Source organism: Methanobrevibacter sp., from assembly GCF_030539555.1.
Taxonomy (GTDB): Archaea; Methanobacteriota; Methanobacteria; order Methanobacteriales; family Methanobacteriaceae; genus Methanocatella.
Genome location: NZ_JAUNXX010000124.1, coordinates 1 through 2520 on the forward strand (window position 1 = coordinate 1; position 2520 = coordinate 2520).

The following is a 2520-nucleotide window of genomic DNA, read 5'->3' on the forward strand; positions in this document are numbered from 1 at the left end:
AAAATAGTAATTTACATGGTTGATTATTAATTTTTTAATTCCTTAAAGTGCTTATTTTATAATTTAAAACATTTTAACAAAAAATAAAAAATAGAATTTAAGTGCCGGAAGTTGTATTTTAAACCTAAAATCACGATTATAATAAATAGAATCGTATTAGTTTTTAAAAATAGATAATAAGTTTAATCAATGTCTACAACATGACAAGCATGTTCGAACAAAGTAGACATTGAACTAAAACTATTCATTTAAATTTTAGAATTTAAGTACCCAGAAAGTGGACTTTAAACTCTAATGAATATTATGAATAGATTATATATAAAGTTTATTGTTTTTTAATTTATAAACAATAGGAAGTGTCTATTAGACCCAACAAACCCAAACATAACCCATTAAGAGCTATCGCTAAACAATGATTCTAATATTTGATGGTTCCTACAGTTTAACGGAAGAATCGATTATGACATCGGATTAATTATAGGTAATCCATATGATGACAAATGCCAGACACCACGATATGATGGCGTATATGAACATTGCGATCCAAAGTTTTCCTCGGATACTCATAAGGATTCCTCCCTTTAAATGAATAGTTTTGCCAAGAGGAGAGTTCATTAGAACTGATGTTCTAAATTCCCTCGCAGGTAATATTACTTTGTTCGATATAATATCACCCCCTATTGGATCAAGAGTTTGATTACCTGTATATTTGATTTTTATAGTATAAATAATTTTATTTTAGTTCATACTCAAGTAAAAATTACATTTATCATGTAATTAGAATAGTATTAAGTTTTTTTATTAAAACGCCTCATTATTTTATGTGAATCAATTCACCAGACCGAAACCACATCAACCAGCTGGAGGGGTGTTGAAGCTTGGTGAATAAGAATTGGTGAACCTATTTATATTAATAAATTAAAAATAATAAACACTTAAACATAGTCAGGATGATACGATTAAAGATTTATTTCAAATTATAAACACCCCTTGGCTTCTTTTAGATCCCGATGAGCTTAAAGTATATTCAATTTTTATTTTCATTTTTGGATTTGTATTGGGAGTTATTCTATCCTTTATGTTGTCCGTAATACCTGCAACAAACAAATTCTTTTCAATTCGTACTTTTACAGTATCAAGCAGTCTAATGGCCATTTTTACATACAAACGTGACTGGTTTGATGAAAAATATGGTTTAGTTTCCAGATACCATATTGGTATGAATTACTCTGTAATATTCTATTTAATAATAATTATAACAGTTACTCTTTCTCTAATGTTCTTTTATCCTATTTTAAAAAGTCAAGGTTTAAAATTTGCTGCCATAATGTTTATTTCACAATATATACCAGTCATTTTTATGCTGTTGAGACTTAAAGTTTTTAGTGATGAAAACTGTCCTGTTAAAAAAACAGATAATTTTGGAAATGAATACTGGAAAAATACATTAGGATATAATCCAATAATTTATTATCTAATCAGTTTTCCATTTACCATGATTATTGCATTATCATTATATAATTATACAACTAACATTCTATCTTCATCATACTTAACATCAAATTTACTTTATCTAATCCTGTCTCTGACAATATTGTTTATACTGTTGTCACCTGATTTTTTAGACAAAGTATTACCATTTGATTTGAGAACTTGGAAGGGCACAGGCCAGCTAATAGTTTTAATAGTAGTGATTCTTTCCATATTACGTTGGTTTATTATTTAATGAATTTCCAATACATTATGTCACAACAATTGATTAATTTTAGTTTATAAAATTGAAAAATTTAATTAAGTTGAGTTCTAAAAAAAGTAGTGTAGAGAGGTAAGTAGCACAACTATCGCATGAGTTTTCATAAAATCCTCTCCAAATAATAATTAATAATCTAATTTTCAAATTATATATAATTAATTAGGAACTGAGTTAATTTTCCTCATAGAGGCAATCTTGAAAATTAGCGCTGACTGGGAATGTAAGAAAATCAACTATTGATATACTTACCCAACAAGAATACTCAAGTCAAATTCACATTTCAGTATCTAAAACTTAATTTTGAAAAGTATATACATGCACAGTTAAAAAGTAAATTGGTTTTTAATATCATTGCAGTTAATATAAAAAACACTTCATTAAAATTAAGCTTATCGATTTACTTTTGATTTAATCAACAGTGCATTAAAAATTATGAAATCTATTGTCCATACTCATCATCACATTGAATTGAGAATGAAAACTTTCCTTAAAAAATGAGATAATCTAGAAAAAAAAGAAAATAAGTGAATAATTAAATTCACCTAATTTAAATATTAATTGTTTTAAACACTATTTGACTTTTACACTGGATTTTACAGTATCTTTAAGATAAGTAACTTTTACAGTGTAGGTTTTGCCTTTTTTAAGCTTTTTGATAACATTCTTATTCAATGTTTTTTGTGCAATTCCTTTGGAGTTGGTTTTTACCTTGTAGGTTTTGCCGTTGAACTTGAATGTTACAGTTTTGTCTTTAACCAATTTACCAT

At 26.7% G+C, this 2520-nt stretch carries 2 protein-coding genes; one reads left to right on the forward strand and one right to left on the reverse strand.

Annotation, left to right across the window (positions count from 1 at the left end):
* The first annotated feature begins 1078 nt into the window (after positions 1 to 1078).
* Complete coding sequence (locus Q4Q55_RS10300) at positions 1079 to 1726, forward strand: hypothetical protein (RefSeq protein ID WP_303372709.1); 648 nt, start codon at positions 1079 to 1081, stop codon at positions 1724 to 1726.
* Positions 1727 to 2323: 597 nt separating this feature from the next.
* Here Q4Q55_RS10300 and Q4Q55_RS10305 read toward each other — a convergent pair.
* On the reverse strand, positions 2324 to 2520 hold a 197-nt coding region (locus Q4Q55_RS10305), incomplete at its 5' end, for a hypothetical protein (protein WP_303372710.1).

Coding starts and splice junctions, on each gene's coding strand:
- Q4Q55_RS10300 (WP_303372709.1), top strand. CDS start 1,079: ATGTTGTCCGTAATACCTGCAACAAACAAATTCTTTTCAATTCGTACT.